Origin of the sequence: Streptomyces monticola, assembly GCF_042665355.1 — a bacterium.
GTDB classification, from domain to species: Bacteria; Actinomycetota; Actinomycetes; order Streptomycetales; family Streptomycetaceae; genus Streptomyces; species Streptomyces monticola.
On sequence record NZ_JBHTCF010000006.1, the window covers coordinates 124,954 to 128,782 of the forward strand.

Genomic DNA, 3,829 nt, shown 5'->3' on the forward strand with positions numbered 1-3,829 from the left:
TCCGGGGCGGGGTCCTGCGGGCGGTATGCGCATGTCAGGCCGGTGGACACCGACTCCCTCAGATGCGCGGCCAGTTCGGGGTGGCGGGAGTCCAGGCGGCGGATGGTGTCGCGGATACGGGCCGTGACCGCTTTGCGGGCCCGCTCCGCCTCGTCGCCCAGGCGGCGGGCGCGGCCGCCGAGACCCGCTGCCGTGCGGAGTTCGGCGAGGAGGGCGGCGCGCTCCTTCTCGTGGCGGGCCGCACGGCCCGCGTCGCCCGTCGCCGCCGCGCGGTCGATCTCCTCGTCCAACTGGTCGAGGCGGCGGCGGTACTGCCGCTTCGCCTCGTCGTCGAGCACCGGGTCCCCGCCCATGCCGCTCGCCGCGATCACCTCGGCGCCGCCCTCGGGGGCGAGCAGCTGCACGGCGGGGATGTCGGCGCCGGGGCGGCTGAGGAGCCGGCGCAGGTCGCGCAGGCCCTTGGCGTCGGGCATCGGTGTCGTACGCCCTTCGTACGTCAGGGTCCATACGGCGCCGTCGAAGCGGAACTCATAGGCGCAGGGCGTGAGTTCGGCGGGCGGTGGGCGATGGGCGGCGAGCCGGCGCAGGACACCCCGCATGCCGAGCTCTTCCGCATCGCGCACGACCTCGGCAAGCAGGGCGGAGGCGTCCTCGCCACGGGCCGCGCGGACCTCGGCGAGGCGGGCCCGCGCCTCCACCGACCAGGGGCGGGCGCTGAGGAGTTCCGCCGAGTGGTACGCCGCCGTGAAACCGGCCTCCGCGTCGTCCCAGCGCTCAAGTGCCGCGTCGCACAAGGCGATCCAGTGGACGACGGGGCCGCTGATGTCCCAGCCGAACATGGACACCGCCCACTGCCCGGCGTACGGGACGAGAGCCTCGCGGGCCGCCTCGCACAGCCCCGGGTCGCCCGCGGCGGCAGCGGCGGCAGCGGCCTGGGCCTGGAAGCGCAGACGCAGCGGCAGGAAGCCGCGGTCCAGGCGCGGCTCGCCGCCGGAGAGAAGTTCGCGGGCGTACGCGATCGCGGCGGCCGTCTCGCCGTCCATCGCGGCGCCTTCGCCGGTGCCGCCAATGCCGATACTGCCGCCGGTGGGCGCGGAGCCGGGGTGCGCAGCGCTCGTGCGTGCCGTGCCGGGGCGTGCCGTGCCGGGGCGTGCCGTGCCGGGGCGTGTCGTGCCGGGGCGTGCCGTGCCGGGGTGTGTCAGGCCGCCTCGCTCCATGTCGGCTCGCTCCAGGGCCGTGATCCCGGCGACCAGGCGTGAGCAGGGGTGGTTGTGTTCGAGGCGGCGCAGGAGGTCGTCCAGGCCTTCGTGGCGGCCCTGCGCCAGGGCGAGGGTCCAGCGGTGGTGGTCGAGGAGCGGGGAGAAGTGGTCGCTCGGCCGGGTGCGCCTTGCGTAGCCGTCGGCCTCCGAGAGGAAGCTCTCGGCCTGCGCGAAGCGCCCCATCAGACCGCTGACGATGGACTGGTCGATGGCCGCTCCGACGCCCATGCGGGGAATCGCGTGCTCCTCGGCGTGCGCCACGAACGCGTGGTACTCGTCCAGATAGCGCGGGTCGCCCAGCTCGATCCTGGCCACCCAGTGCAGAGCGCGCGCGAAGTGCTCGCCCTCCTGGTCGCCGGAGCGGCGGGCGATGGCCGTCAACTCCTCGACCAGCGCGACGCGTTCGGCCGCGGTGCCCGGGCCCCAGATGGCGTGGTGGCGGGCCCACAGGCTGAAGCCCAGGGCTTCGTCGTCCTTGTGCCGCCGAGCCAGGACCGCGCTGCGCACGCTCAGCTCCTGGGCGAGTTCCTCGGCGCTGCGTTCGTCCGGGCCGCGCTGCTTGGCCGGTGCGCCGCGTCCCTTGGCCGACGGGCCGCGCTGCTTGGCCGGTGCGCCGCGTCCCTTGGCCGACGGGCCGCGCTCCTTGGCCGGTGCGCCGCGCCCCTTGGCCGACGGGCCGCCGACGAGCGCCCGGTGGGCCTCGCGCAGCAGCTCCTCCCCGGAACCCTCGAACCCCGGCGGGCCGAGCTGCGGGCCGCCCTGCAGGGTGAGCGCCACCCGGGCCAGGAGCGTGGCGTCGTCCAGGGTGCGGGCCAGGCGCAGCGCCTCGGCGAAGGCGCGGCCCGATTCGGCGCTCTCCCCCGCGTGCTGCAGGTAGGTGCCGAGCGCCAGTGTGGTGAGGACACGGCGGCCCCGGTCCGCGAGGCCGACGGCGCGCTCCACCGCACGTCTCTGGTGGGTGATCTGCTCCTCGATGGCGAGCCGTGAGCCCGCGTCCTGGGCGGCCTCCTGCAGCAGGCGCACCGCCGTCTCGGGGGTGACCGCGCCACCCGCGGAATACGCGTGCCGGGCGCGGTCCGCGGGGAACACCTTCGACGCCAACTCGGGTGCCTGCTCAAGGGCGTTGACCACGGCGGCGTGTCTGGCCGCGGCCTCCTGGGGGTCGAGTGATTCGTACAGCGTCTCGCGTACGAGATCGTGGGCGAAGGCGAAACGGCCGCCGCCGAGCGCGGTCACCAGACGGGCCGTGATCGCGTGGTCGAGGAGGCGGTCGACATGGGCGCCGGGCCCGCCGCCGACCCCGGCGAGCACCTGCCGGTGGAACTCACGGCCGAGCACGGCACCGGCGGTGAGCAGCTCCTTCGCGGCCGGCGGCAACAGGTCGAGACGGCGCCTGACCGCCTCGCGCACACCCGGTGCGAGCGCGCCGAGCGAACCGCCTCCGGCCCACAGGCGGGCGGTCTGCTCGACGAAGAACGGGTTGCCGCCGGTGAAGCGGTGCAGCTCCGTGACCGTGTGCTCGTCCGGCTCGCGGCCCGCGGTACGCGCGACGAGGGCAGCGGTCTCCGCACGGCCGAGGCCCGCGAGGCTCAGGGTGGTGGCCTTCGCTACGAGCGGCAGGATCTGCTCGCGCAGCGGGTGCCCCTCGGCCTCCACCTCCGCGTCGCGATACGTCCCCACGAGGAGCAGGCGCTCGAACCAGGCGTGCCCCGCGGCGAATTCGAGCAGCCGCAGCGACGCGGTGTCCGCCCAGTGCAGGTCGTCGAGCACGACCACCACGGGCTGGTCCTGGGAGACGGCGACGAGGGCGGTGGTCACCGCGTCGTACAGCCGGAAGGCGCCCGCGGGGTCGTCGGCCGCGGCCTCGGCCGTGGCGTCGGCGGCGGGGGTCCGGGCGGCCTCGCCGAGCAGCACGCCGAGGGCGGGACCGGCCGCCTCCTGCGCGGCCGCGAACCGCTCCGGGCCGACGCCTCGGCGCAGTCCGCGCACGATCTGCACCCACGGCCAGTACCCCGGCGCGCTGTCCGAGGCCCAGCAGGCGCCGGTGAGCACCAGGGCACCGTGCCCGCGCGCCTCCTGCGCGGCCTGCGTGACGAGGGTGGTCTTGCCGATACCCGCCTCGCCGGTGACCAGGACCAGGCCGCCGTGGCTGTCCGCGGCACGGGCGGCCCCGGCGCGCAGTACTGCGGCGGGGTGATCGCGGCCGAGGAGGTCGGTCATGCTGGAACCATAAGTGGCCGCACTGACAATTCGCACTGGGTCCGTACCCGGGGGGGCGCGGCACCATCGCACCGTGGGCGCGGCACCATCGCACCGTGGGGCGCGGCACCATCGCACCGTGGGGCGCGGCACCCTTCATCGCCCTGCGGGCTCGCCCACAAGCGCCGGACGGGCTGCGGCAGGTCGTCTGCAGGTGCGTCGTGGCTGGTCGCGCCCACGCGGCGGAGCCGCATATCGGCACAGCCCCGCTTCCCGCGGATCGACGCCCCGCACGAGCTGCAGCACATCACCCGCGAGTCCGCCGTGGCAGGTCGCGCCCACGCGCCGGAGCCGCATATCGGCACAGCCCC

The 3,829-nt window shown here is 75.7% G+C and carries 1 protein-coding gene; it reads right to left on the reverse strand.

Going from position 1 to position 3,829, the window contains the following annotated elements:
• The coding region (locus ACFQVC_RS16510; RefSeq protein WP_381831186.1) for an ATP-binding protein at positions 1-3,479 on the reverse strand (3,479 nt) is incomplete at its 3' end.
• Positions 3,480-3,829 lie beyond the last annotated feature (350 nt).